Origin of the sequence: Devosia neptuniae, assembly GCF_025452235.1 — a bacterium.
Taxonomy (GTDB): domain Bacteria; phylum Pseudomonadota; class Alphaproteobacteria; order Rhizobiales; family Devosiaceae; genus Devosia.
Map to the genome: position 1 here is coordinate 474,633 of NZ_CP104965.1, position 23,740 is coordinate 498,372.

21 protein-coding genes, 1 tRNA gene and 1 pseudogene are annotated in these 23,740 nt (G+C 63.7%); 7 read left to right on the forward strand and 16 right to left on the reverse strand.

The window, feature by feature from the left end:
* Positions 1 to 19: 19 nt before the first annotated feature.
* The 5 genes and pseudogenes from N8A98_RS04830 to N8A98_RS23350 all read right to left on the reverse strand — a co-directional run.
* Complete coding sequence (locus N8A98_RS04830) at positions 20 to 994, reverse strand: bifunctional riboflavin kinase/FAD synthetase (protein WP_262169601.1); 975 nt, start codon at positions 992 to 994, stop codon at positions 20 to 22.
* Positions 995 to 999: 5 nt separating this feature from the next.
* Complete coding sequence (locus tag N8A98_RS04835) at positions 1,000 to 1,866, reverse strand: TIGR01459 family HAD-type hydrolase (RefSeq protein ID WP_113123961.1); 867 nt, start codon at positions 1,864 to 1,866, stop codon at positions 1,000 to 1,002.
* 106 nt (positions 1,867 to 1,972) lie between these two features.
* A complete protein-coding gene (locus tag N8A98_RS04840) occupies positions 1,973 to 3,196 on the reverse strand; it encodes an EAL domain-containing protein (RefSeq protein ID WP_262169604.1) in 1,224 nt (407 codons plus the stop codon).
* A gap of 101 nt (positions 3,197 to 3,297) precedes the next feature.
* Positions 3,298 to 4,221, reverse strand: coding sequence for an ROK family protein (locus N8A98_RS04845; protein ID WP_315974553.1), 924 nt, complete (start codon positions 4,219 to 4,221; stop codon positions 3,298 to 3,300).
* Between the two features lie 107 nt (positions 4,222 to 4,328).
* A pseudogene (locus N8A98_RS23350) lies at positions 4,329 to 4,508 on the reverse strand (sugar kinase); the annotation flags it as partial.
* Positions 4,509 to 4,698: 190 nt separating this feature from the next.
* Here N8A98_RS23350 and N8A98_RS04850 point away from each other — a divergent pair.
* Entirely contained in the window at positions 4,699 to 6,102 is a 1,404-nt protein-coding gene (locus N8A98_RS04850; protein ID WP_262169605.1) for a sigma-54-dependent transcriptional regulator, read from the forward strand.
* Between the two features lie 13 nt (positions 6,103 to 6,115).
* On the opposite strand, the gene N8A98_RS04855 is transcribed toward N8A98_RS04850, so the two are convergent.
* The 3 genes from N8A98_RS04855 to N8A98_RS04865 form a co-directional block, all read right to left on the reverse strand.
* Positions 6,116 to 6,358: a BrnA antitoxin family protein gene (locus tag N8A98_RS04855; RefSeq protein WP_113123969.1), complete on the reverse strand. Its 243-nt coding sequence runs from the start codon at positions 6,356 to 6,358 to the stop codon at positions 6,116 to 6,118.
* Positions 6,359 to 6,493: 135 nt separating this feature from the next.
* Positions 6,494 to 8,134 (reverse strand): chaperonin GroEL, encoded by a 1,641-nt coding sequence (gene groL, locus N8A98_RS04860; RefSeq protein ID WP_113123957.1) that lies wholly within the window; start codon positions 8,132 to 8,134, stop codon positions 6,494 to 6,496.
* Between the two features lie 47 nt (positions 8,135 to 8,181).
* Positions 8,182 to 8,472 (reverse strand): co-chaperone GroES, encoded by a 291-nt coding sequence (locus tag N8A98_RS04865; protein WP_262169608.1) that lies wholly within the window; start codon positions 8,470 to 8,472, stop codon positions 8,182 to 8,184.
* Positions 8,473 to 8,915: 443 nt separating this feature from the next.
* On the opposite strand from N8A98_RS04865, the gene N8A98_RS04870 reads away from it, so the two are divergent.
* The 4 genes from N8A98_RS04870 (at position 8,916) to N8A98_RS04885 (ending at position 12,416) form a co-directional block, all read left to right on the forward strand.
* The gene (locus N8A98_RS04870) at positions 8,916 to 10,721 is read left to right on the forward strand and encodes an ArnT family glycosyltransferase (RefSeq protein ID WP_262169609.1); all 1,806 of its coding nucleotides are present in this window, start codon (positions 8,916 to 8,918) and stop codon (positions 10,719 to 10,721) included.
* Positions 10,722 to 10,790: 69 nt separating this feature from the next.
* A complete protein-coding gene (locus N8A98_RS04875; protein WP_262169610.1) occupies positions 10,791 to 11,153 on the forward strand; it encodes a DUF427 domain-containing protein in 363 nt (120 codons plus the stop codon).
* A 61-nt stretch (positions 11,154 to 11,214) separates the two neighbouring features.
* Positions 11,215 to 11,412 (forward strand): hypothetical protein, encoded by a 198-nt coding sequence (locus tag N8A98_RS04880; protein WP_162740506.1) that lies wholly within the window; start codon positions 11,215 to 11,217, stop codon positions 11,410 to 11,412.
* 143 nt (positions 11,413 to 11,555) lie between these two features.
* Positions 11,556 to 12,416 (forward strand): DMT family transporter, encoded by an 861-nt coding sequence (locus N8A98_RS04885; RefSeq protein ID WP_262171889.1) that lies wholly within the window; start codon positions 11,556 to 11,558, stop codon positions 12,414 to 12,416.
* A 166-nt stretch (positions 12,417 to 12,582) separates the two neighbouring features.
* Here N8A98_RS04885 and N8A98_RS04890 read toward each other — a convergent pair whose 3' ends face one another.
* From N8A98_RS04890 to N8A98_RS04920, 7 genes are all read right to left on the reverse strand, one after another.
* Positions 12,583 to 13,335, reverse strand: a complete 753-nt coding sequence (locus tag N8A98_RS04890) for a TSUP family transporter (protein ID WP_262169613.1) — start codon at positions 13,333 to 13,335, stop codon at positions 12,583 to 12,585.
* Positions 13,336 to 13,401: 66 nt separating this feature from the next.
* Positions 13,402 to 13,719 carry a hypothetical protein gene (locus N8A98_RS04895; RefSeq protein WP_262169614.1) on the reverse strand — a complete coding sequence of 106 codons (318 nt, stop codon included), beginning with the start codon at positions 13,717 to 13,719 and terminating at the stop codon, positions 13,402 to 13,404.
* A gap of 13 nt (positions 13,720 to 13,732) precedes the next feature.
* Positions 13,733 to 14,440, reverse strand: a complete 708-nt coding sequence (gene hisG, locus N8A98_RS04900; protein WP_113123950.1) for an ATP phosphoribosyltransferase — start codon at positions 14,438 to 14,440, stop codon at positions 13,733 to 13,735.
* Positions 14,437 to 15,501, reverse strand: coding sequence for an ATP phosphoribosyltransferase regulatory subunit (locus N8A98_RS04905; protein ID WP_262169617.1), 1,065 nt, complete (start codon positions 15,499 to 15,501; stop codon positions 14,437 to 14,439). The genes hisG and N8A98_RS04905 overlap by 4 nt, the downstream gene beginning before the upstream one ends.
* Positions 15,502 to 15,658: 157 nt before the next feature.
* Positions 15,659 to 17,155 (reverse strand): histidine--tRNA ligase, encoded by a 1,497-nt coding sequence (gene hisS, locus N8A98_RS04910; protein ID WP_262169618.1) that lies wholly within the window; start codon positions 17,153 to 17,155, stop codon positions 15,659 to 15,661.
* A gap of 113 nt (positions 17,156 to 17,268) precedes the next feature.
* Positions 17,269 to 17,535, reverse strand: coding sequence for a hypothetical protein (locus tag N8A98_RS04915; RefSeq protein WP_262169620.1), 267 nt, complete (start codon positions 17,533 to 17,535; stop codon positions 17,269 to 17,271).
* 356 nt (positions 17,536 to 17,891) lie between these two features.
* Positions 17,892 to 18,521, reverse strand: coding sequence for a DNA-3-methyladenine glycosylase I (locus tag N8A98_RS04920; protein WP_262169621.1), 630 nt, complete (start codon positions 18,519 to 18,521; stop codon positions 17,892 to 17,894).
* Between the two features lie 254 nt (positions 18,522 to 18,775).
* On the opposite strand from N8A98_RS04920, the gene N8A98_RS04925 reads away from it, so the two are divergent.
* Positions 18,776 to 20,665, forward strand: a complete 1,890-nt coding sequence (locus N8A98_RS04925; RefSeq protein ID WP_262169623.1) for a ubiquitin-activating E1 FCCH domain-containing protein — start codon at positions 18,776 to 18,778, stop codon at positions 20,663 to 20,665.
* A 20-nt stretch (positions 20,666 to 20,685) separates the two neighbouring features.
* Here N8A98_RS04925 and N8A98_RS04930 read toward each other — a convergent pair.
* Positions 20,686 to 20,762: transfer RNA gene (locus N8A98_RS04930), tRNA-His, on the reverse strand.
* A 333-nt stretch (positions 20,763 to 21,095) separates the two neighbouring features.
* On the opposite strand from N8A98_RS04930, the gene N8A98_RS04935 reads away from it, so the two are divergent.
* On the forward strand, positions 21,096 to 23,723 hold the full coding sequence (locus N8A98_RS04935; RefSeq protein WP_262169624.1) for a sensor histidine kinase: 2,628 nt from the start codon (positions 21,096 to 21,098) through the stop codon (positions 23,721 to 23,723).
* Positions 23,724 to 23,740: the final 17 nt, after the last annotated feature.

Sequence of the window (23,740 nt, forward strand, 5' to 3'; positions counted from 1 at the left end):
GGGGAGGGGAAGGTCGGCGCTAGTCCACAAACCCCAGACGCGCATCGAGCGCGCTGATGGGATTGGCGTCGGCGATGCAGGTGCGCGCCCGGCGGCTGTCGCGATCCATGGCCGCGATCAGTTCGTCCAGGCCGGAAAACACTTCCTGGCCGCGGATGTGGGCGATGAGGGCCACCGAAATGGTCTGGCCGTAAATGTCGCCGGCAAAATCGAACAAATGGGTTTCAAAGGGCGGGCGCTGATTGTCGAACATGGGCTTGCCGAAGGCGGCGACGCCGTCGAGGAGGCGATCTCCCAGGCGGGCGCGGACGGCGAAGACGCCCTGGGCGAGCTGGAAGCCGGTGGGGACGGCCATATTGGCGGTGGGATAGCCCAATTCGCGGCCGCGCTGGTCGCCCTGTTCGACTTTACCCTCGAAGAACCAGTGATAGCCGAGCAGGCGATTGGCGGCGGTGACGGCGCCTTCGGACAGCGCCGCGCGGATGCGCGAGGAGGAAATGGGCTCGTCGCCCTCATCCATCAGGCCGAGCGTTTCCACGGCGAAGCCGAGGCGGTCGCCTTCGGCCTTGAGGAAAGTGGGGGTGCCACGGCGCTGGCGACCGAAATGGAAATCGGTGCCGACGATAACGCCGGTGACGCCCAAGGCATCGACGAGGAAGCGGGAGACGAAGTCCTCAGCCTCGATCTGGGAGAAGGCGCGGTCGAAGTTCAGAATGGCGATGGCGTCGAGCCCCAAGGCCTCGGCAAGGCGCGCCTTGGCATCGCCCTGGGTGAGGCGGAACATGAAGGGGGTGGGCGCAAAGACGTCGCGCGGATGCGGCTCGAAGGTGAGCACGACGGCCGGCACGCCGGCCTGGGCGGCGCGGGCCTTGAGCACTTCGAGCACCGATTGGTGGCCGCGATGGAAGCCATCGAAATTGCCGATGGCGACATAGGCGCCGCGCAGCGAGGCCGGGACGGCAGCCAGATCGGAGAGGCGGAGAAAATCGGGCACGGCGATTACCAGGAGAGGCGCGGCAGGAAGCCGGCCAGATGAGCGCGGCTGGGGGCGACAAGATCGGCAATGGCCTGCGGATCGGGCTTGCCGAAGGCGTCGAGTTCGGCGGCGTGGATGGAGCCGGTGATGAACAGCAGATCGAGCCCGAACTGGGCGGCGCCGGTGGCATCGGTGCGCACGCTATCGCCGATGGCGAGGACGCGGGACTTGTCGAGCTTGCGGCCGGCAGCGACTTCGGCGAGGCGGAAGGCTTCCTCGTAAATGGGCTGATAGGGCTTGCCGGCCATCAGCACCATGCCGCCCATGGCGGCGTAGAGATCGCCCAGAGCGCCGCCGCAATAGATGATCTTGTCGCCATGCTCGACCACGCGGTCGGGATTGGCGCAGATCATGGGCAACTTGCGGGCGAGCCAGAGCCTGGCGCGCTCGCGGTACATTTCGGGCGTGTCTTCATCGGTATCGAGATCGGTGACCACGACCACTTCGGCCTCTTCGGGGCCGGTGCGACGGACATTGAGGCCTTCGTAGAGCGCGTCGTCCTCGGTGGCGGGGCCGACATGGTGGATGGCGCGGCCGGAATATTTGGCGATCATGGTGCGGGTGGCATCGCCCGAGGAGACGATGGCGTCATAGGCTTCGCGCACGACGCCCAGATCATCGAGCAGATCGACGATGGGGCCGGATGGCCGGGGCGCATTGGTGATGAAGACGGCCTTGCCCCCTGCCCGGCGGAATTCGGCCAGCGCCTCGACGGCACTGGGGAACGCGGCGACCCCGTTATGCACCACGCCCCAGACGTCGCTGAGGACGGCATCGTAACGGCCCGCCAGATCGGAAAGACCGGCAATGTTGGGAATGGTCTGGGTCATGGCTGAGATCCGGCGCGGTGGAAGGCACGTCCTATGTGGCAGCTTGCGGGCCAGGATCAAGCAAAAAGCGGCGCGGGGCGGGTTTGCAATGGGTGCAGGGAGGCGCCTAGACCTCGACGCGCTGGCGGGTGACTTGGCGGAGGGGTTCGGCCATGAGGTCGGGGCGGATGGGGCCGGGGCTGGCGATGTAAGGGCCTTGCACCAGGGTGATGCCGGTATCGAGCAGTTCGACGATCTGGGCTTCGCCGGCAATGCCGGTGGCGAGCAGGGTGACGTCGAAGCGGGCGAGGTAATTGGCGATATCGGCGGGGTGATAGTCGGTGAAATCCTCGGGGCGCTCAATGAAACGGGCGGCGTCGATGCGCAGGGAGCGGACGCCCTGGGCGGCGAGTTCGGCGATATCGACGCGCAGGGAAGTGACGCCCGACAACGAGAAGCTGACGCCTTTTTTGGCGATGGCATCGGCAATGGCGCGCTCGCCGGTGGTGAGGGCTTGCCACTGGTTGGCGTTGATGCGGAAACTCAGCGCGGCGGCGATGGCGCGGTTGGCCTCGAGCGTGGCCATGAGCTGGCCGAAGCCTTCGGCAGTGCCCAGGGTGGCGCGGGAGAGCGGAATATAGAGATTGACCGGCTGGCCACCGGTGCGGGCGCGGCGGGCGATAGTGATGGCTTCGAGCAGACCCACGGCCTCGATCTGGGTCAGCACATCATCGCCGCCCTGGCTGGGCATGAAATCGGCACTGTCGGCCAGGTCGCCATTTTCCAGCGTGAGGCGGGGCACCAGGTCATAGCCCTGCGGGCGGCGCTGGGGCAGCGTGACGATGGGCTGGGCATGATAGATGAGACGGTTTTCGGCGACCGAGCGGCGCAGCGTATCGAGCGGAATGATCGGCTCGGGTTCGCGTGTATTGGCCGGCAGCGGGGCAGTCCCGATGGGGCGGCGCGCAGGGCCGGGGCGAGCGGCGCGTTCTTCGATTTCGGCGACGGCTTCGGCGACCTGGCGGATGACGGTGCCCAGAACGGAAATATCGGCCTCGACGCCTTCAAGGCGCCCGCCAGCATCGAGATCAGTCAGGGCATTGATGCGTTGGCCCAGGACGGCCCCGGCCTGGGCATCGGTGGCGAGCAGGCGGGAGAGGTCTTCGATGGCCTTTTCGAGCCGGCGTTCGGCGCGCTGGCGCAGGCTGCGCTCGAGCAGGACGACGCAGACGCAGCCAAAGACCACGGCGGCGAGAATGGCTTCGGCGGGGGTGAAAGTCAGGCCGAAATAGGCGATGGCGCCAATGCCCACCGCTGCAAGTCCGATGAATGTGTAAACCAGTGCCTGCACGGGCGGACCTGAACCCTTTCCACGCGCCGGGATTCGGCTTCCCCTTCTAGCATCGCGCTATCCCGGGCAAAAGCGGCATTGGCGGGTTACCCCCGTCTGCTCTAGGTGACCAGCAGATGCCAGCTGCGGGAGAAGTAGCGGCGGTAGAGGTAGAGCTGGGCGGCGCCGGTGGCGGCGGCTGAGCTGGCCTGGACGCCGGGCTCGACGCGCGGGCGGGGGCGCACCAGATCGGGGATCTGGGCGAGATAATGGGTGGTCCGCTCGAGCAGGCGCGCGAGAATGGAACGGGGAATGACCCCGTCGATCACGGCCTTTTCGATATCGATCATGGCGCGGGTGCTGAGCACGGCGGTAGCCAGGGCCCGCCCAGCCTCATCGATCCAGGCGGAGGCGACGGGTTCGAGTGCGGTCCAATCCCACTCCTGCGGGAAGCCGCGCGGACGGCGCATTCCCGCTTCGGTCAGGCGGCGATCGAGCGCGTTGAGCGAGGCCACCATATGGGCATAGGTGGGGGCGCCATCGGCACCGGCGACAATGATGCTGCCCAGATCGGCGGCATTGCCCGAGGGGTCCTCCCACAGCGCGCCATTCATGACGATGCCGGCGCCCACAAAAGTGCCGACCTGGAAATAGGCGAAGGTGGTGGGGCGAGGCAGTGGCTGGGCCAGGATTTCGGCCCAGCAGGCGGCGCTGCCGTCATTGAACCAATCGGTGGGCAGGCCGGTGGCCGCAGCGAGGCGAGCGGCGACATCGATGCTGCGCCAGAGCTCGACCTGTTCGGGCGGCCCGCCGATGCGCTCGATGCTGCCATGGATGAAGGTGGGGGCGGCCAGGCCAATGCCGACCAGCCGCTCGAGATCCTGCGGCGACAGGGCGTCGCGCATAATTTGTACATCGGCGGCCAGATCGGCGAAAATCCTGGTTGCGTCGGGATATTCGTAGCTGGAGCGCAGGGTGGCGAGAGTGCGTCCGGCCAGGTCGTAGAGCAGGACTTCGCGGTGGCGCCAGCCGATTTCGACGCCAATGCAATAGGCGCCGCGGGGGTTGAGAAAAAGGGGGTCGCCGGCTGGCCGCGGCGGCCGCGCAGCACCTCGCCACGCATGACCATGGAGCGGGCTTCGAGGTCGGAGACGATGCGTGAGGTGGTTTGCGGCCCAAGCCCGGTGCGCCGGGCCAGATCCGCATTGGACAGGCCTGGGAAAATGGCGACCAGCGTCAGCACCGCGCGTTCATTGGCGATGCGCACCCCGGCCTGGGCAACGCCGCGGCCGATGGGTACGAACATGTCGACGGGGGGTTGGTCTTCTTCCATGGCGGCGACTTAATCGTGTGTGCGCGCAGCGATCAAGCGCCGAAACGGCACGCTCGAATACGGTTTATTTACCCTGTTGACCAACAATCGGGGCAACACCGGAGATGGGCGCCATGACGGCGTGCCGAAGCCGGGCGGATTTGACGTTTAAAGGACCGGCCGTATGGCGATGCACACTCGAAGCGACAGCATGTCGCAGGGCCGTTTGCTGCTGGTCGAGCGCGATGCGGTCGCCGCGCAGCTTACTGCCGAAGGCCTGGCGCAGAACCTGGTCACCGCGCCGCGAATCACGCTCGCCGCGACAGGACGGCAGGCTGCCGACGCGCTGCGCGAAGGGCGTTTCGATATTGTGCTGGCGGATTTGTCGAGCCTGAGCGATCTGGATGAGCGGAGCGAAGAGGCGGTAGCGCGGATGACGCGGCTGGCCAATGGTGCACTAATGCTGGCGCTGTCGGATGGGGCATCGGTTTCGGCAGCCGTGGGCGCAATGCGTGCCGGGGCGCATGATTATATGGCCAAGCCCGTGACCGGACCGGCTTTGGCCGCCAAGATCGGCGAATTGGCCGAGCGGCATGGCAAGGGCCGCGCGCTCAGCCTTGAAGCCAATAGCGGCGGGCGGATGGCCGATTATGCCGGATTTATCGGCGCTTCGAGCGCCATGCAGTTCGTTTATGAGCAGATCGGGCGGATCGCCACCTCGTCGGCACCGGTGTTCATCACCGGCGAGAGCGGCACGGGCAAGGATGTGTGCGCCGAGGCGCTGCATGCCGAGGGGCCGCGGGCCGGCAAGCGCATGGTGGCGATCAATTGCGCGGCCATTCCGCGCGACCTGATGGAAAGCGAATTGTTCGGCGTGGCGCGGGGCGCCTTTACCGGCGCGCATGAAGACCGCAAGGGCGCGGCCGAGCTGGCCGATGGCGGCACACTGTTTCTCGATGAAATCGGGGAAATGGATCTGTCGTTGCAGAGCAAGCTGTTGCGATTCCTGCAGACCGGGACCCTGAGCCGGGTGGGTGAATCGGGCGTGCGGCGAGTGGATGTGCGGGTGATCTGCGCCACCAATCGCAATCCGATGCAGCTGATTTCCGAGAAGAAGTTCCGCGAGGACCTGTTCTACCGGCTGCATGTGCTGCCCATTCATTTGCCGCCGCTGCGGCAGCGGCCGACCGATATCATGGTGCTGGCGCGGCATTTCCTCGAGCATTACGGGCGGGAAGAGCATAAGGGCTTTTCCGGCTTTACCAGCGAGGCCGGCGCCGTGCTGGCAGCGGCGAACTGGCCGGGCAATGTGCGGCAATTGCAGAACCTGGTGCGGCGGCTGGTGGTGATGTTCGACGGCGGGGACATCACTGCCGCCATGCTGTCGGCGGCCGATGTGGAATCGCGTGGGACGATGGCAGTGGCGACGCCAGCAGTGGGACGGCGGCCGGCGATCCTGCCAATGTGGCAGCAGGAACAGCGCATTATCGAGGACGCCATTGCCAGCTTTGGCGGCAATGTCTCGCTGGCGGCGGCGGCGCTGGAAATCAGCCCATCGACGATCTATCGCAAGCGGCAGGGTTGGGCGGAAATGGGCGTGGCGGGCGCGGCTTAGCGCCAAACGACCTCTATTCCAGTCCGGCGCTCGCGCGCAGGGCGGCGTTGATGCGGTCTTGCCAGCCGGGGCCGTCTTCCTGGAAATGCTCCAGCACATCGCGGTCGAGGCGCAGCGAGACCAGCTCCTTGCCGCTGGGCGGCGTTATCGTCTTTGGCGCGGGCGCGGCTTCGGCAGGTTTGCTGGTTACCGCCTTGAAGGCGGCTTCGGCCTGATCGAGGGCGCTGCCGCCGCGGCGCATGGGTGGTCGTGTCATGATCGGTTCCCTTTTCTTCGTTTTGCCACCGGCGAGCAGTGCCGACAACGAAAAAGGCGCGGTGTTTCCACCGCGCCTCCTGCAAAGTCCGTGACTGGGAAGTAACGAGACTTCGTAGCTCGGGATGAGGCTGGATTAGAAATCCATGCCGCCCATGCCGCCCATGCCGCCGCCGCCCGGCATTGCCGGTGCTGCGTCCTTGGGGGCTTCGACGATGAGCGCTTCGGTGGTGATCAGGAGCGAAGCAACCGAGGCTGCGTCCTGCAGGGCAGTGCGAACCACCTTCACCGGATCGATAACGCCCAGAGCCACGAGATCACCATATTCGCCGGTTGCGGCATTGTAGCCGAAGGTCAGCGAGGAATTCTCGAGGATCTTGCCGACGACTACGGAGCCTTCGGCACCGGCATTGTTGGCGATCGTGCGCACGGGCTCCTGCAGAGCGCGCTTGACGATGGCGATACCAGCGGCCTGATCGGCATTGGCACCCTTGACGGTCATGGCATTGGAAGCGCGCAGCAGCGCAACGCCACCGCCAGCAACGATACCTTCTTCAACGGCAGCGCGGGTTGCGTTCAGCGCGTCGTCGACGCGGTCCTTGCGCTCCTTGACTTCAACTTCCGTCGAGCCGCCAACCTTGATCACTGCAACGCCACCGGCGAGCTTCGCCAGACGTTCCTGCAGCTTTTCCTTGTCGTAGTCCGAAGTGGTTTCTTCGATCTGCGCCTTGATCTGGCCAACGCGACCCTGGATGTCTTCCTTGGTGCCGGCACCATCGACGATGGTGGTGTTTTCCTTGGTGATTTCAACGCGCTTGGCAGTGCCGAGCATGTCGATGGTCACGTTCTCAAGCTTGATGCCGAGATCTTCCGAGATCACCTGGCCACCGGTCAGGATGGCGATGTCTTCGAGCATGGCCTTGCGGCGATCGCCGAAGCCCGGAGCCTTGACGGCAGCAACCTTGAGGCCGCCACGCAGACGGTTGACGACGAGGGTCGCGAGAGCCTCACCTTCAATGTCTTCGGCAATGATCAGCAGCGGGCGCTGGCTCTGCACAACCGATTCGAGGATCGGCAGGATAGCCTGCAGATTGCTCAGCTTCTTCTCGTGCAGGAGGATCACGGGATCTTCCAGAACGGCGGTCATCTTCTCGGCATTGGTCACGAAGTAGGGCGAGAGGTACCCACGGTCGAACTGCATGCCTTCGACGACTTCGAGTTCGGTCTCAGCGGTCTTGGCTTCTTCGACGGTAATCACACCCTCATTGCCGACCTTCTGCATGGCTTCGGCAATCATGTCGCCGATGGCGGATTCGCCGTTGGCCGAGATGGTGCCGACCTGAGCGACTTCCGAAGACGACTTGATCTTGGACGAAGCGGCCTTGAGCGAAGCAACGACTTCTTCAACAGCCAGATCGATACCGCGCTTCAGATCCATCGGGTTGAAGCCGGCGGCAACAGCCTTGACGCCTTCGACAACGATAGCCTGACCCAGAACGGTCGCGGTGGTGGTGCCGTCGCCGGCAATGTCATTGGTCTTGGAAGCAACCGAACGCAGCAGCTGTGCGCCCAGGTTTTCGAACTTGTCTTCCAGTTCGATTTCCTTGGCAACGGTCACGCCGTCCTTGGTGATGCGCGGTGCGCCAAAGGACTTTTCGATGACGACGTTACGACCCTTGGGGCCGAGCGTTACCTTGACGGCGTTAGCCAGGATATTGACGCCGCGCAGCATCTTGTCGCGAGCATCGGTGGAGAATTTGACTTCTTTAGCGGCCATGAGGGCGCTCCTTAAGGACGGACAAAAAGAATGGGCAACAGAAGGGCTTAGCCTTCGATGATGCCCATGATGTCGGATTCTTTCATGATCAGCAGGTCTTCGCCGTCGACCTTGACCTCGGTGCCGCTCCACTTGCCGAACAGCACGCGGTCACCAGCCTTCACGTCAGGAACGACGCGAGCGCCGGCATCGTCACGGGCGCCGGGGCCTACGGAGACGATCACGCCCTCGGAGGGCTTTTCCTTGGCGGTGTCGGGGATGATGATCCCGCCTTTAGTCTTTTCTTCGCTGTCGAGGCGACGGACGACCACGCGGTCGTGCAGGGGACGGAAGCTCATGATTGCTCCTATGGCATCAATTTCAATGCAATATCGGACCTGTTAGCACTCGATAATGGAGAGTGCTAACAGGGTGCAGCGGATATAGGAGGGGGGCCTTGCGGAGTCAAGACAAACGCACCCGGCAAGCGATGAAGTTTGCCTAGTCCGCGACGATGAATTTATCACGACAGGCGCATCAAACTCGGTGTCACCCCGGCGCAGGCCGGGGCCCATCCTGAGATATCTCACATGCCGGCAGATAGATGCCCTGCCCCCACAACCTTGCGGCAGGGGCACAATCTCGAGATGGGCCCCGGCCTGCGCCGGGGTGACACCGTGGGTGTGTGAGCATTGTAAAGTACGAAGCATCGGCTTTGGACCAGCATAACCACGAAGCCATTGCGACACCGGCCTTGCCGCTATACCACAGGGGCCGATTTTCCCGGGTATTTGGACGCGTCATGGCCAGCACCGATGTTTCTCCCCGCTCGTCTGCCAATCCGGCGGTTTGGGCGCTTGTTCTGATCGGCGTTGCGCTGGTGCTGCGGCTGTGGGGGGCGACGGCCATCGGGCTGGGCACTGGCGAAGCCTATTATGTCAGCAGCGCCCGCGAGCTGCATCTGAGCTATTTCGACCAGCCGCCACTGTCGCTGTGGATTATCTGGGCGACCATGCAGTTGACCGGTTCGGAAGCAGTGTGGGTGCTGCGGCTCCCCTTCGTGCTGATGTTCGTGGTGACCTCCTGGCTGGCGTACCGGCTGGGCGAGCGGGTGCATTCGGGCTGGGCGGGCTTTTATGCCGTGCTGATCCTCAATGCCTCGGCGATCTTCTCGCTGTCGGTGGGCAGCTGGCTGCAGCCCGATGCGCCAATGATGCTGTTCTGGGCGGCCACCTGCCTGGTGCTGGTCGACATTTTCTGCAGGCAAGGCGGGGAACGGCCATGGCGCAATTGGCTCTTGGCTGGGCTATGGCTGGGGCTGACGCTGCTGTCGAAATATCATGGCGCGTTCATTGGGCTGGGCGCGGCTATTTTCATGTTGGCCAATGGCAATGCGCGGCGCTGGTTTGCCCATCCGGCGCCTTATGTCGCGGCGCTGCTGGCGCTGGTGATCTTCCTGCCGGTGCCGATCTGGAATGCGCAGAACCATTGGGCGTCCTTCGCCTTCCAGGGTGGCCGCGCCTTGGTGGAAGAAGGCTGGAACTGGGCGCGACTGATCCGCATGATTGTGGGGCAACTGCTCTATATCGTGCCCTGGCTGGCGCTGCCGGCGATCTGGGTTGGGCTGCACGCCATTTTTGCGGGACCACGTGCGCAATATCCGCAAGGCAGTGTGCCGGGCGCCGCGGCGCTGCTGGCCTATATCGGCGTGCCGCCGGTGATCTTCTTCACCCTCGTCGCTCTGTGGTCGGATACGCAGTTTCATTTCCACTGGCAGGCGCCGGGCTATATGTCGCTATTCATCATCCTGGCCGCTGCGACCGCTGTCATCGCGCGCCGTCACGCCTGGCTGGTCCGCACCTGGCTGGGCGCGACCGTGGCGGTCACCGTGCTGCTGATCGGGGCACTGCTGAGCCATGCGGCGACGGGCTGGGCGCGGCAGGCGTTTCCGGGCCAATGGGAAGATCCCACCGTGCCGCAAATGGCCTGGACCGAAGTGGGCGAGGCGCTGACCCGGCTTAATGCCTTTGCCAATCCCGACACGTTTGTGGGCAGCCTCAACTGGATCGATTGCGGGTATCTCGATGCGCAGACCGCCGGCCGCGTGCCGCTGCCCTGCATTGGCGATGATCCGCGCAATATCGCCTTCAACGTGAACCTGGCGGACCTGGCGGGCCGCAGCGGCTATTTCGTGACCCGCACCAGTGATCCGCAGGCGGCGATTGCATATCTGTCGCCGCTCTTCGACAGCGTGACGCTGGCGGAAAAGGTGGATATCCACCGCAATGGGCTGGTGGAGATTCCGGACCTGCAAATCCTGGCGGCGACCAATTTCCATTTCGATGGGCCGGTGCCGGGCGTTTCGGGGCGTACGGTGGCGCTGCTGGAATTGCCGCGCACCGCCATTACCCATGTGGAAGGGGAATTGAGCGGTTCGGGGTCCGCCGAACTCTGGTTCGACGGCGCGCTATTGGGTTCCGTCCAAGGCTCCGCCCCCTTCGCCTTTGACACCCCCGCGCGCTGGGATGTCGGGGCGCGGAATGTGACGCTGGAAATCCGGGGTGACGAGGGGGTGCAGTTTGGCGGGGTTTCGATCACGCGGAAATAAGCGGGGACGCGCGCCTGTCGCAACCCTCGCCAAATTGCTGCGTTAGGATGGGGTAACAGGAGACGCCTCATGGCACGTCAATGCCTCGACAAGGATATCAAGATCAAACCAGCAGCAGGCCGGGTGCATGTCATTTTTGACGGCGCCGAGATCGCCAGTTCGCTCAATGCGCTGGAGCTGGACGAGCCGGGCGCACCATTGCGGATCTATCTGCCGCGCGAGGATGTGCAGCCGGGGATATTGGAGGCCTCGGAGACCAAGACGGTGTGCCCGTATAAGGGGGAAGCGTCTTATTATACGCTCAAGACCCTCACCGCGACCGGGCCAGATCAGGTCTGGTATTATCCCGACCCCTGCCCGCTGGTCGAACCGATCCGCGACTATCTGGCATTCTGGGGCGATCGCATCGAATATAAGCGCAGTGACGTCTAGAGGCGGCTAAATCGCCAAAAACCCTCTTCCCCCTCGCCGCCACCTGCTGCATAAGACGGCCATGACCCAATTCACCGCACCCCTCGCCATCAAGCTGCGCCTCAAGGGCGGCAGCGGCCCCAATGCAAACTGGCACTGGGAAATCCACGACGCCGACGCCAAGGTCATCAAGACCGGCAGCGCCGTTGGCCCCGAGCACAAGGCTTTCGCCACCGCGCGCATCGCCAAGGAAAAGCTAGAGCAAACCGCCGGCAATTAGCCGCGCCCAAAAGCTGCCTTTGGCAGCACGAGATGTCCGTGACCAGTCTCCCTGCATCCAGTGCCTCCTCCGCTCACGCCGGGGGCACGCATGCATTGCGCGGCATCGGGCTCAAGGTCGCTTCGGTCTGCATCTTTGTCATCATGGCCACCTGCCTCAAGGCGGCCCAGGGCATTCCCGCGGGCCAACTGGTGTTCTTCCGTTCGCTGTTTGCAATTATCCCGGTGATCGGCTGGCTGCTGTGGAAGCGTCAGCTCGTGAGCGGGCTCAAGACCGCCAATCCGCTCGGGCATGTGCTGCGCGGGTTGATCGGGGTGGCCTCGATGGGGCTGGGCTTTTTCGGCCTGACCAAGCTGCCGCTGCCCGAATCCACGGCCATCGGCTATGCCTCGCCACTTCTGCTGGTCATTCTAGGCGCGCTGCTGCTTAAGGAACGCGTGTTCATTTATCGCTGGACGGCGGTCATTGTCGGGCTCGCGGGTGTCGGCATCATGCTGTGGCCGCGGTTGACGCTGCTGACCCATCCGGAAGGTTTGGGTGCCGAGGAAACGCTGGGTGTCATTGCCGCCCTGGGCGCGGCATTTCTGAGCGCCTTTGCCATGCTGCAGGTGCGCCGGCTGGTGCAGACCGAGCGTACCGAAGCGATCGTGCTGTATTTCTTCGTCACCGCGAGCCTGTTGTCGCTGCTGACCGCGCCGTTTGGCTGGGTGTGGCCCAATCCGCAGCAGGCGGCGTTGCTGGTTACGGCAGGCATTGCAGGGGGTATCGCGCAAATCCTGCTCACGGCCTGCTATCGCTATGCGGACCTGTCGGTCATTGCGCCGTTTGAATATACCTCGCTGCTGCTCAGCCTGGTGGTGGGGTATTTCATCTTCGGCGACATGCCGACGCTGATGATGATCATCGGCGCCTCGATCGTGGTTTGCTCGGGCATATTCGTGGTGCTGCGCGAGCATTATCTGGGGCTCGACCGGATCCGGTCGCGCGAGGCCAACACGCCCTAGGGACTAATCGAGATTCAGCTTATGCTGGCCTGCAAATGCCAGTTTTCTGCGCTTCCGGTGCTCACGTACCCCAAAGTACGTTGCGCTCCGGTTCTCGAAAACCGCCATTTTCGACTCAGCCTAAGCTGAATCTCGACCGGCCCCTCCTCCACTCCGGCCCTCCCACTCAGCGGAAGAAAATCAGCTTGAGGGCCAGAGCGATCGACACCACGGCGACCACGGGGCGGATGATCTTGGCGCCGTAGCGGATGCCGGTGCGGGCGCCGATATAGCCGCCGGCCAATTGGCCGATCGCCATGGCGATGGCGGCGGGCCAGACCACATCGCCGGCCGGGATGAAAATGACCAGCGCGGCAAGGTTGGACACCAGGTTCAGCGCCTTGGTGTGGCCCGAGGCGCGGGTGAGCCCGAGACCGAACAGGGTGACAAAGCCGATAGTAAAGAACGAGCCGGTGCCGGGGCCAAAAATGCCATCGTAAAAGCCGAGGACCAGGCCCATGAGCGGCACGAAGCGGGCAAAGGGCAGGCGCGCGGCCTTGTCGGCATCGGACAGGTTTGGTGCGAAGACGAAATAGAGCGCGATGCCGATCAGCGCGATGGGCACGGCCAGGGTGAGCAGGCTGGTATCGAGTTGCTTGACCGCCAGGGCCCCGCAGAAGCTGCCGGCAAAGGTGAGGGCAACGGCGGGGATCAGCGTTTTGAACGCGATGAAGCCGCGGCGCCAATAGGTGAAGGTGGCCATGGCGGTGCCGACCACGCCCTGCAGCTTGTTGGTGGCGAGCGCCGCAACCGGCGGCAGGCCGGCCGCCAGGAGCGCGGGAATGCCGATCATGCCGCCGCCGCCGGCAATGGCATCGACAAAGCCGGCCAGCATGCCGACCGCGGCCAGCGCCAGAAGAATCAGTGGATCGGAAATCATGTCGGGCCTGGTGGGTCGGGGGCGGCGGCGTGTTGTGAGGCAAATCGGTGCGGCGGGCAAGCCGGCTCAGCCGCCCCCACCCCCGCCGCCGTCTCCACCACCGCCGCCACTATCTCCGCCGCTACTGCCGCTATCTCCGCTGCTGCTGCCGCTATCGTGGCTGGAATGGCTGAAATGGCTGTCGTGGCCGGAATGGCTATCGCTGCCACCGTGATAGTGACCATCACCGCTGGAAGTGCCGGCGTCGCCACCATAGGCGGAGCCAGAATTGCCGGAGCGGCGTGCGCGGCGGTTGATGCGGCTCCCGCCGATTGTCTTGATCATCAGAAGCAGCACACTGCCCCAGACGAGAGGGACCAAAAGCGCCAGAAGAAGCAGTTCCATGGCGTCCTGCTGATCAGAAATCCGTTTCGGCAGCAAGACGTGTCAGCAGCGATTGCATACTGGCGCGGCGGGGGGCGGACCAGTTGGCGGTGCGCGACACGATCAGGCAGGCCTGGCTTTGCAGCATGACGCCATCTTCGAGGACGCGCAGATTGTTGGCCGCGAGGGTCGAGCCGGTGGTGGTGATGTCGACCACGATATCGGCAACGCCAGAAGCGGGGGCCGCCTCGGTGGCGCCCAGGCTTTCGACGGTACGGTATTCGGCAATGCCGGCCTTGGCGAAATGCTGGCGGGTGATGGTGATGTATTTGGTGGCGATGCGCAGCCAGCGGCCGTGGCGGGAGCGGAAATCGGACGCCACATCGGCCAGATCATGCAGATGGGTGACATCGATCCAGGCATCAGGCACGGCGACGACGACATCGGCATGGCCGAAATCGAGCGTCTTGGCGAAGGCGACCGATTGGGGGCCGGTTTCGCTGGTTTCGTGGATGAGATCGCGCCCGGTGACGCCAATATCGATCGTGCCGCGGATCAGCTCGCGAGCGATTTCGGAGGCCGGGAAGAAGCGCACGGTGACGTCGGGCAGGCCTTCAATGGCACCCAGATAAGAACGCGCGCCGCCGGGGCGGGCAATGGTGAGGCCATTGCTGGCGAACCAATCACGGGTGAGTTCTTCTAGGCGCCCCTTGGAGGGGACGGCGAGGGTGATTTCACTCATGAGCGAACCTCCGCTTCCAAACGATCGACCCAGACCGAACAGCCGGAGGCGGCGATGGGGGCTTTGGCGCCGAGGCGTTCGAGCAGGCGATCATATTGGCCGCCCGAGGCCAACACTTCGCCATTGGGGCCGGTCATTTCGAAGACGATGCCGGTGTAATAATCAAGGCGGGGGGAGAAGCTGGCATCGAAGCTGACGCGGGCTTCGCCCAGGCCGTTGAGATGACGGCGAATGGCGCGGATGGGGGCGCCGAGCATCAGCCGGTGTTCGGCAGCGAGGGCCTCGATACGGGTCAGCGCCTGGAGGACCGGGCCGGAAATGGCGAGATAATCGCGCAGCAATTTGAGTGTCTTGGCGGGAACGTGGGCGGCGTCGAGCGCCTGCTGTTCGAGATAGCGGTCGGCGATTTCCTGGGGCGTGCGGCCTTCGGACAGGGAGAGGCCGGCGGCGACCATTTGCTCGGTGACATCGGCGACCAGCGCCTCGCGGGAGGGCTGCTGTTCGCGCGGCAGATCGGGCGCCAGTTCGAGCCGGGTCAACAGACGTTCGAGCGCTTCGGTGTGGCCGAAGCGGTGGCGGATGCGCGAGCGCCATGGATCGGGCATGTCGGCCTGGGCCAAAAGACCTTCAAACAACCCTACCCCGCCGAGGCGGACGACGGGGCTGACTCCGAAAATGGAGAGCGCGGCGCGGGCAAAGGTCAGCACCTGATCGAGCGCCACGTCGCCATCGCGCTGGGCCAGCAATTCGATGCCGCCCTGATCGAATTCAGCCGCGCCGGTTTCGCGCTGGCGAAAAATGGGGCCGAGATAGGAAAAGGCGGCCGGTTCGCCCACGCCGTTAGCAATGTAATCGGCCACAATGGGCAGGGTGAAATCGGGGCGCAAGCAATATTCAGCGCCGGAGGCATCGGTGGTGAGCAACAGGCGGCGGCCGAATTCCTCGCCGGCGAGATCGAAATAGGGATCGGCCGGGAGAAGGAGCGGCGGGGTGGCGCGGGTGGCGCCCTGGGCTTCGACGAGGGATTCGAGATTGGCGCGGCGGAGAGCGGCGCCGGTCATGATGCTATCACCCGATATGTCCCAACCACCGGGTCATTCCGGCGCAGGCCGGAATCCATGCTGTGAGCTATCCACTTGCATGGTGCCGAAAAGAGGCCTTCAGCATGGGCCCCGGCCTGCGCCGGGGTGACATCCGGGGTGGGGAGAGTACGGGGGATCATTGTTCGCTCAGCAGCTTCTGGATGGCAGCGACCAAATCACCGCGCTTGACTTCGAACTGGCCGGGCCTTGCGGCTTTCCATTCGGCGTTGTCGGTGATGGCGGCGGCGGCCTCTTTGCCCGCGATCAGATCCTTGATCTGGATGATGCCCTGGTCGCGCTCCTGGCTGCCTTCGATGATGACGGCAGGCGAATTGCGCTTATCGGCATAGGAGACCTGCTTGCCGAAATTCTTGGTATTGCCGAGGAACATTTCGGCACGGATGCCGGCCTTGCGCAGTTCGACCACCATGGCCTGGTAGCCGGCCATCTGGTCCTTGTCCATGACGAGGACGACGACGGGGCCGACCGGTTCGGTGGCTTTGAGATTGCCGGTCAGCTTGAGCGCATGGGCGAGGCGGGAGACGCCAATCGAGCACCCCGTGGCCGGTACCGGTTCACGACGGAAGCGCGCGATAAGGCCGTCATAACGGCCACCGCTGCCAACAGCGCCGAACACCACGTCCTGGCCCTTTTCGTTCTGGACCTTGAAGGTCAATTCGACCTCGAAGACGGGACCGGTGTAATATTCGAGGCCGCGGACCACCGAGGGGTCGAGGATGACGCGGCCGCTGAAGCCGGCTGCGCTGATCAGGCCGAAAATGCTGGCCAGTTCCTGCAAGCCCTGCAGGCCGGCTTCCGAACCGCCGATAAGGCCGGCAAGGGTGTTGATGGTGGCGATGACATGGGCATTGCTGCCCTTTTCGACGCCGGGAGCGGGAACGCCGCTATCGACATAGGCGAGGATGGGTTCGATCTGCGCCGGCGTGAGGCCGGCGCCCTTGGTGAAGTCACCGCTCTCGTCCTTGCGTCCGGCGCCGAGCAGGAGCTTGACGCCTTCTGGCCCGAACTTGTCGAGCTTATCAATGGCGCGAAGCACCGTCAGCTTCTGCCCGTCGCTGGTGATGCCGGCGGTATCGAGGACGCCATCGAGCACCTTGCGGTTGTTGACCTTGACGACATACTGGCCCTTAAGGCCCAGTTCGTCCATCACGTCGGCAACCATCATGTACATTTCGGCATCGGCTTCGGGGCCGCCGGCGCCGACCGTGTCGGCATCGAATTGCATGAACTGGCGGAAGCGGCCGGGGCCGGGCTTTTCGTTGCGGAACACATAGCCCTGGCGATAGGACCGGTAGGGCTTGGGCAGGGTTTCGAAATTTTCGGCGAAGTAGCGGGCGAGCGGCGCTGTGAGATCGTAGCGCAGGCTCATCCACTGCTCGTCATCGTCCTGCAGGGAGAAGACGCCGGCATTGGGCCGGTCGGTATCGGGCAGGAATTTGCCCAGCGTTTCGGTGAGCTCCAGTAAAGGTGTTTCGACCGGGTCGAAGCCATAGCGCTCATAGACTTTCCTGATCGTGTCGATCATGGCGCCAACAGCGGCAATTTCGCCGGGCGTACGGTCCTCGAAGCCACGCGGCAGGCGCGGGGCGATGAGCTTGGCTTTTTCGGTCATTTTGGGCAGTCCTTCGGGAACGGGCCGTTGTTAGCGGATCGGGCATGGAGGGGCAACAGCAGAGCGGGGGAATGTGCCCCCTCGCCTTCCGGGAGAAAGCGAGGGGGCTGGGGCTACAAACCTGGCCTCCATAGGGGCGGTGGAATCTGAGGATTGTCCCCAGGCAGCAGCCATTGGTCAAAGCCGTCGGCAGGCGGCAGGCCCACATCGGCCCGCAGGCGAGCGGGCAGATCGATCACCCGCGCCATGCGGGGCCGGTTCCACCAGGCGGCAATTGCGGCCCGCAGAACGGAGAACAGGCCGCGCTGGTGCACGGCATCGGCGATGGAGAATTCAAGGCGCAGCACGATGCTGCCCTCGTTGAGTGCATTGTAAGACATAGCTTTGCCCGGCAGCGCTGTTGCGCGGACCGGCCTTCTAAGGTTGAGGAGCTTCGGGAGGCGGAATCAGGGTCAAGAAAGACCCGGCTTCAACCGGTTACGATGCTGGTTTGGGTGGGTGCCCGCGACACAAGTCGGCGGTGGTGACAACAAGGAGGCGTTAGCCCCGGGCCATTGGCCGCGCGTGTGTACCCAGATGGAGTGCATGTACAATATTCATGTAGCGCCTCCCTCTGGACTGGCGTTGTTGGACAATTTGCTTCTAGCTCACGGGCTCGTGAGCCGCAATATGGGGTGTGGCGGGTTGTCGCAGAAAGTGATGAATGTTGCCGATGGGCAACAGGACTTGGGGCGCGCTACTTCACCGGGCGCGGGAGAGCCGCCCGGGCCGCTTCTACCTCGGGCCGGCAGAAGCAGGTTTCGATGTGGTCGTTGACCATGCCCATGGACTGCATGAAGGCGTAGCAGGTGGTGGGGCCGACGAAATTGAATCCGCGCTTGCGCAAATCCTTGGAGAGGGCGCGGGAGGCGTCGGTTTGCGCGACGGCGCTGAGGGCGGACCAGGAATAGTCATCGGCGCGATGGCCGGACTGGGGCTCGAATTGCCAGATATAGGCGGCGAGGGAGCCGAATTCCTGCTGGATCTCGAGAGTTCGCCTGGCGTTGTTGATGGCCGCCGTGATCTTGCCGCGGTGGCGGATGATGCCAGCATCGAGCAGCAGGCGCTCGATATCGGCTTCAGTCATGGCGGCGACCTTGGCGATATCGAAGCCATGGAAGACCTCGCGGAAGCGGTCGCGCTTGCGCAGGATGGTGATCCAGGAGAGGCCCGACTGGAAGCCTTCGAGGCAGATCTTTTCGAAGAGCCTGGTATCGGAAGTGACCGGGCGGCCCCATTCAGTGTCGTGATAATGGCGATAGAGCGGGTCATCGCCCGGCCAGGGACAACGCGGCAGGCCATCCTGGGGCGAGATTTCGGTGGGCATGGCGGGCTCCGCTGCTCGTGCGCAATTGGCGCATAGGGGTAGCGGGGTGGCGCGATTCTGGGAATTGCGCCGGTGAAATTTCGGCCCGCCGAGTAGTTTTGGAGTATTGCGCGGGCGTGTGACTGACGCGGTTGTGAACGGTGCTTGCGGCCGGGTAAAACTTTATTGGCCGGTGGTGGTCTTTTAATAAGGAATATCACCGATATTCCGGCCTGCTCCGCTGTGGGGCGACAGATCCCACGGGTGCTAGCGTCATGCGTCCTTTCCTTCGGCTTGTCGCGCGATTCGGCCGCGACGAGAGCGGTGTATTTGCAATCATGTTCGGCCTGATGGCCGTGGTGCTGATCGCCATGGGCGGCGCCGTCGTCGACTATGTGCGGCTGGAGCAGACGCGGAACCGGGCACAGATCGCGCTGGATGCAGCGGCGCTGGCGCTGGAGAAGGATGCGTTCAGAACTGGCGTTACCAACAGCTGGCTGATCGAGAAAGCCCAGGCACTATTGGTCGACCGCATATCCGATCCCGATGTGACCGCCGAAGTGACACTTGCGCGAACGGACGCGGCCTTGGGTTCGCTCTACTTTGAAGCAACAATGAGCATGCCCACTCTGTTTGTGGGATTGGTGGGGGTGCATGATCTGGGCGCAGGCATCGTCTCGGAAGTGACGCGCGGCTCAATGGACATTGAAGTAGCGGTCGCGGTTGATCTGACAGGCTCGATGAACGACCCCATCGCAACCTCCGACGAGGGTACGGCACAACAGAGTAAAGTCGCAGCCCTCAAAACCGCGCTGGGACAATTGATCAATATCGTCGTGCAGGACGAGCAGACCCCGACCTATTCGAAAATGGCGCTTGTGCCCTATTCAATGGCGGTGAATGTGGGGAGCACCTATGCCGCAAGCATTCGCGGTGCAAGCAAAGCGCCCACGGCTATAACCGCGATCGGCTGGGCCAGCGGCGCTGGCAAGGTCGTTACCGGAGCGACAAAGAAAAATCCGGTCGTCATTACGTCGGTCAATCACGGATTCGTCACGGGTGATACCGTCTATATCAACAATGTAAGCGGCATGACGCAGCTCAACAACAAGATATTTACCGTCACAAAAGTGGACGCCGACTCCTATGAGCTGAAAGGCATAAACGGCGGCAACTATGGCAGCTACGTCAAATCGACGGGGACGGCGACCAAGTGCCTAGTCGCAACCTGCGAACTGGTCGTGACGTCGTCGGCGCATGGCCTAGCGAGCAATAGCCAAGCTTATATTTATGGCATCAACGGCATGCCCAGTCTCAACAACAACAGCGCCACGTCAGGGAACAACCTAGCTTGGACAATCGGCGCAGCAACAACCAATACTTTTGTGCTGCCAAACACGGCAAAAACGAACGGCATCAACTATGGCACCTATAGCTCTGGTGGCTCGGTTGCCTGCGTTCTTTCCGGTTGCGATTACTATCTGTTCTCTAACCCATATGGAAAGCAGCGCCGTTTTCCGATCAGTACCTGCATCACCGAACGCACGACAAATGCGTATACCGATGCTTCGCCGTCCACGGCACTACTTGGCCGGAACTATCCTGGCTCCGGCAATCCATGCATCAGCAATACGGTTCTGCCACTGACATCGAACAAGACCATCTTGCATGATGTAGCACAGAAACTGACGGCTGGCGGCTCGACCGCCGGGCATACGGGGGCAGCTTGGGCTTGGTATATGGTGTCCCCTAATTTCAACGGTCCCTGGCCTCAGGACAGCCAGCCTGCAGGTCCAGGAAAGGTCAATATCATCAAAGCCGTAGTGCTGATGACGGATGGGGAGTTCAACAGTTCTTATTGCAACGGCGTCATCAGTCAGAGTTCGACCTCTGGCAGCGGCGACACCAACGATCAGATCAACTGCGACGCACCCAATGGGAGTTCCTATTCGCAGACCCAGTCGCAGTGCAATGCCATGAAACGGGCGGGCATTATTGTCTACACCGTCGGGTTTGCGATTGTGAACTCGCAGAGCGCCATAAACCTGATGGCCAATTGCGCCACCGACGCGTCGCATGCCTACCAAGCCAATAGTGGCCAGGAGCTATCCGACGTGTTCAGCGAAATCGGGCGCAAACTCGCAGCCCTGCGCGTGACGCGTTAATGCCGAATCTATCTGGAAAATGGTACCACCTCTCGGGATCGAACCGAGGACCTCTAGATCCACAATCTAGCGCTCTAACCAACTGAGCTAAGGCGGCAGGGGCCTGTCGAGGGAGACCGTCAAGGTCGTCCCGAAAGCGGGCGGAACATAGGTCGAGAATTTCTCGATGACAAGCACCCATTTTGCCTCATTCCACCGCTCAGCGCTGCGCCTTTCCACAACAAGTGCATGACGGGCACGCAAACGTGACCATTCGTAAGGTTTTTGCACTTAACCATGGCGATCAAAGCGCGCGGAAGCGTGTGCCGGCCGCTCTGGACCATGCGACACGCGCACTATATTGAAGAAACCGTAAGGACGTTGGGCACATTTGTGCCGATCTGGCACAGCGCGGCGGAGCCCGCCCCTTCTCGACGGAATTTGGCTGTATATGGATGCCGACTGGATCACATCGCCGAGCGCCCGTCGCGTGCTGCAGCATGCCGATGATGCTCGCCCGGCCTGGCTGTGGTCGCGCGAAGGCGACCAGCTGATCTGGCAGAATGCCGCCTCCGGGCTGTTCCTGGCCAAAATCAAGAAACATGGGCTCAAGCGCGCGCCGCTCGCCACCCCGATCAAGGGGCAGGTGGCGCGAAACATCAGGCTCGGGTCCACCGGGCGGACCAGCCTGGCACGTATTCAGTTTCTGGCTGGCGGCAAGCCGGCCTCGAGCACCTGTGCGGCGACGCCGCTGATCTGGCAGGACGGGCAGCCGGTTTTGCTGATCGTGGGGGTCGATCCGATCGCGGACGAGATTCTGGCGGCCGGTGCGGCAGAGGATGACTCGGCAGAAGCCGAGGCCACGCCGCAAGACGATTCTGGCGTGGAAGCCGTTACAGTGGATGGCGAGCCTGCTGCCGAAACGACCGGCATGACTGACGAACCGCCGACGAGCGAGGGCAACGCGGACCTGCCACCCGAATCTACCGCGGAGGATCAGAGCAGCGACGCGCCAGCTGATGAGATCGTCACGAACGATGCGGTTGGCGATCTCATCGTGGCGGATGAGCGTGCCTATGAGCAGGAATTGGCCAATTGGCATGCGGCGGAGCCGGATGCTGCGCCGGCCGACGAGGCGGTAAGCGCAATGCCTGAGGAGCCGACGGCGTTTGAGGACGGGCCGGGCGCGGAATGGCATGAGAACGAGGATGACGTGGCGGCCGAATCGGTCAGCCGGCTTGCGGCGCTGGTCGACCGGCTGGCGGCGGATGAGGCGCTGTTTACCCCGCTGACGGCGGACGATGACGTGATGTATGCGACGAAGGAGCCGGAGACACCCGTGCCGGGGCAGCTTTATCGCGTGACGGGGCGCGGACTTGTCGCCAATGCAGGCGAGGATGATGCGCCTGCCGCCGAAATGGCGCCGGAGCTGGCTGGGACCGATCCGGAGAGCGTGGCGGCGGCGGTGGCCGAGATTGCGCCGGCTCTGCCGGAGGATCCCGAGGCCGTCGAGCGGGTGTCGCGGTATAATTTCGATGAATTGTCGCGGATTTTGAATGATCGGGTGGGTGCGGGCGAACCGGCTGCGGCGCCGATTGTGTCGCAGCCGCAAGTGCCATCAACGCCACAGCCGCAGCGGGCAGCGGGGGCGCTGATCAATCTGGGCGGGGAAACGCTGGTGCTGAACCGGCTGCCGCTGGGCATTTTGGTGTTCCGCGACCAGCAGGTGCTGTTTGCCAATCGGGCCATCACCGAAATGGTGGGCTATGATTCGGTGGAGCAGTTGCGCAATGCGGGGCTGGCTTCGGTGTTCCCCTCGGCGGGGCCGGATGAGCAGGAAGCGGGCCCCGTCAACCATTTGATGCAGCGGGACGGCACGTTGGTACCGGTAACGGCGCGGCTGCAATCGATCTCCTGGCAAGGGCGCCCTGCCCTGATGCTATCGGCTAGCGCCACCGAAGTGCGGACGGGTCACGAGGCCGCGGTGCGCGCCTTTGCCGAATCGTTTGCCGAGCTGCGCGGCGATGGCTTTTTCGATGCCAACCGGGCCGGGGTGATCAATCTGGCCAGCCCGCGCGCCGTGACGCTGTTGGCCGAGCCTGGCGCGGGCCTGGCCGGGCGGCCGCTGAGCGGGCTGGTGGCGGAAGATGCATTGCCGGCCTTGCGTGAATTTCTGGAGCGGCCGGCGCGCTTTGCCGAGACGGCGCGGCCTTGCATCGTGCTGGCCAGCGATGGCGGCAAGGCGGAAATGACGATTTTCGCGCAGGGCCAGGCGGGGATCATCACCGGCTATTTCGGCTTCGTTAGAGAGCGCGGCACAGCCCCCGCCCGGCTGCCGAATTCGGGTGAGCCCGATCCGGCGCTGCTGGCGCGGATCAGCCGCGGGGTGCGGCGGCCGCTCAATACGATTGTCGGATTCTCCGAACTGATCCGCTCGGAAGCGTTCGGGGCGCTGGGCAATGAGCGCTATGAAGAATATGCGCAGGACATTGCGGCGGCGGGGCAGGAAATTGCCGCGCTGGTCGATGAGCTGGATGATTATGCGCGGTTGCGCGATGGGCGTTATATGCCGCAGCGCGCCAGTATCGAGCTGACGAGCCTGCTGGAAAGCTGCGTGATGCGCATTCGCCAGCAGGCGAGCCATGCCCGTGTCATCGTGCGCAATGCGATTTCGGAGAGCCTGCCGCGGGTGACGGCGGATCGTGCGTCACTGGCACAGGCGGTGCTGAACCTGTTGGCCTCGGCCATCGACCAGACGCCGACGGGTGGCGCGGTGGTGATTTCGGCGCAGCGAGAGGATGATGGCGGCATTGCCATTCATGTGCGCGATAGCTCGACCGCCCCGGTGGATATGGCCGAACGGTTCGTCGTGTTCCGCGACGGGGTGAGCCGGGAGGGCCGCGCGCTGGCCCCCGTGCGCTCGAGCGTGGGGCTGGCGCTGACGCGCTCGCTGCTGGCGGTCAATGGATTTGCGCTGTCGGTGGACCCGGCGGGGGCGACCGGCATGCTGTTTACGCTGATGATCCCAGCGGACCTGGTGGATCGCCCTGCCCTGCAATCGGATCAGCCGAGCAGTTAAGCGCCTGATCGCGCAAG

Excerpts from the sequence above, each read along its gene's own strand:
- N8A98_RS04835 (WP_113123961.1), bottom strand. The coding sequence starts at position 1,866 with ATGACCCAGACCATTCCCAACATTGCCGGTCTTTCCGATCTGGCGGGC.
- N8A98_RS04850 (WP_262169605.1), top strand. The coding sequence starts at position 4,699 with ATGTCGCAGGGCCGTTTGCTGCTGGTCGAGCGCGATGCGGTCGCCGCG.
- N8A98_RS04855 (WP_113123969.1), bottom strand. The coding sequence starts at position 6,358 with ATGACACGACCACCCATGCGCCGCGGCGGCAGCGCCCTCGATCAGGCC.
- groL (WP_113123957.1), bottom strand. The coding sequence starts at position 8,134 with ATGGCCGCTAAAGAAGTCAAATTCTCCACCGATGCTCGCGACAAGATG.
- N8A98_RS04865 (WP_262169608.1), bottom strand. The coding sequence starts at position 8,472 with ATGAGCTTCCGTCCCCTGCACGACCGCGTGGTCGTCCGTCGCCTCGAC.
- N8A98_RS04870 (WP_262169609.1), top strand. The coding sequence starts at position 8,916 with ATGGCCAGCACCGATGTTTCTCCCCGCTCGTCTGCCAATCCGGCGGTT.
- N8A98_RS04875 (WP_262169610.1), top strand. The coding sequence starts at position 10,791 with ATGGCACGTCAATGCCTCGACAAGGATATCAAGATCAAACCAGCAGCA.
- N8A98_RS04880 (WP_162740506.1), top strand. The coding sequence starts at position 11,215 with ATGACCCAATTCACCGCACCCCTCGCCATCAAGCTGCGCCTCAAGGGC.
- N8A98_RS04885 (WP_262171889.1), top strand. The coding sequence starts at position 11,556 with ATGGCCACCTGCCTCAAGGCGGCCCAGGGCATTCCCGCGGGCCAACTG.
- N8A98_RS04890 (WP_262169613.1), bottom strand. The coding sequence starts at position 13,335 with ATGATTTCCGATCCACTGATTCTTCTGGCGCTGGCCGCGGTCGGCATG.
- N8A98_RS04895 (WP_262169614.1), bottom strand. The coding sequence starts at position 13,719 with ATGGAACTGCTTCTTCTGGCGCTTTTGGTCCCTCTCGTCTGGGGCAGT.
- hisG (WP_113123950.1), bottom strand. The coding sequence starts at position 14,440 with ATGAGTGAAATCACCCTCGCCGTCCCCTCCAAGGGGCGCCTAGAAGAA.
- N8A98_RS04905 (WP_262169617.1), bottom strand. The coding sequence starts at position 15,501 with ATGACCGGCGCCGCTCTCCGCCGCGCCAATCTCGAATCCCTCGTCGAA.
- hisS (WP_262169618.1), bottom strand. The coding sequence starts at position 17,155 with ATGACCGAAAAAGCCAAGCTCATCGCCCCGCGCCTGCCGCGTGGCTTC.
- N8A98_RS04915 (WP_262169620.1), bottom strand. The coding sequence starts at position 17,535 with ATGTCTTACAATGCACTCAACGAGGGCAGCATCGTGCTGCGCCTTGAA.
- N8A98_RS04920 (WP_262169621.1), bottom strand. The coding sequence starts at position 18,521 with ATGCCCACCGAAATCTCGCCCCAGGATGGCCTGCCGCGTTGTCCCTGG.
- N8A98_RS04925 (WP_262169623.1), top strand. The coding sequence starts at position 18,776 with ATGCGTCCTTTCCTTCGGCTTGTCGCGCGATTCGGCCGCGACGAGAGC.
- N8A98_RS04935 (WP_262169624.1), top strand. The coding sequence starts at position 21,096 with ATGGATGCCGACTGGATCACATCGCCGAGCGCCCGTCGCGTGCTGCAG.